At 80.2% G+C, this 1,305-nt stretch carries 1 pseudogene; it reads left to right on the top strand.

The window, feature by feature from the left end:
• Window positions 1-785: 785 nt before the first annotated feature.
• Window positions 786-1,305, top strand: a pseudogene (locus CTKZ_RS21160) (DNA polymerase III subunit gamma and tau); the annotation flags it as partial.

Below are 1,305 nucleotides of genomic sequence, written 5' to 3'. Positions count from 1 at the left end.
CCCGTGGCGCCGCCGCGGTCCGGGAGGCGCTCGCCAACCGCGGCGCCGCCGTGCCCGCGTCGACGCCCGGTCGCCAGGCCGAGCAGCCCGCACCCGCCGCTGCGGCCGCGACTGCGTCGTCGGCCGATCACCCAGCCGAGCCGGCCGTGTCCGCCGCCGCGTCGCCGGCTGGTCACCAGGCCGCGCCGGCCGGTACGACCCCGTCGGACGGTGCCTCCGCTGCGCAGGACGCGGGCACCTCGGACGCGGACGACGCATGGCCCCCGGTGAAGGCGCCGGCGTCGCCCGCGGACGCAGGTGGTGCGCGCACGGCCGGGGACGACTCGACCGCACCTGCCGCGGGCGAACGGCGGGGCTCTGTCGACGCGGCCACACCCCCCGTCGAGGCGACCGTTCCCGACGACCGGACCGCCGTCGACGCGGGCGCGACCGAGCCCAGCGACGTGACCGCCGTCGACGCGGACGCACACGCGACCGCCGTCGACCCGGACGCACACGCGACCGCCGTCGACGCGGACGCGCACGCGTCCGCTGAGCGGCCTGCCGAGACGGGCGGTCCGGCGGGCGCTCGCGAGATGGCTGCGGACGCGGGCCGACCTCACGGGGACGCGTCTGCGGATCGGTCGGCCACCGAGGCGGAGGCGGTCGCGGACCGGGGCGAGTCCGTCGCGCCCGGCCAGTCACCCGCACCGGCGCCTACGCCCGCACCGGCGCCGGCACCGGAACCCGCACCCGCGAGCCTCGCGCCGGCGACCGCCGCGGCCGGCGGGTCGCGGGACACCGAGGTGCTGCGTCGGCGCTGGCCCGAGGTGCTCGAGACCGTCAAGGGACTGCGCCGCGTGACGTGGGCGCTCGTCGACCCGCGCAACGCGCAGGTCGCCGAGCTCGACGCGACGACGCTGCGCCTGTCGTTCACGACCCCGCAGCTCGCGGCGACGTTCCGCAACGGCGCGCACGCCGACGTGGTCGCCCGCGCGGTGCGCGAGACGCTCGGCTTCGACGTCCGTGTCGAGGGGATCCTCGGCGAGCCCGGGGCCGGGCCGGGAAGCGGTGGCGGACGTCCGTCCGGCGCCGGGCCGTCGGCGGCACCGTCCTCAGGTCCCGCACCCTCGGGCGGATCGCCGGCTCAGGAGACGCACCGCGGTGCGACGTCCGGCGCGACCTCTGCCCCTCGCGCGGCCGCCCCGACGGGTCCCGGCGGCGTGGACGGCGGGTCGGCGTCGGGTGACGCCCAGGGCGGCCCGTCGGCCGGCGCTGGTGCGGCCGGCGTGGCGACGGCGGTCGCGGCACCGCCCGCTCCCGTCC

The sequence above is a fragment of the Cellulomonas algicola genome (assembly GCF_003851725.1).
Lineage (GTDB): Bacteria > Actinomycetota > Actinomycetes > Actinomycetales > Cellulomonadaceae > Cellulomonas > Cellulomonas algicola.
This window is presented reverse-complemented; position numbering and strand designations above follow the sequence as displayed.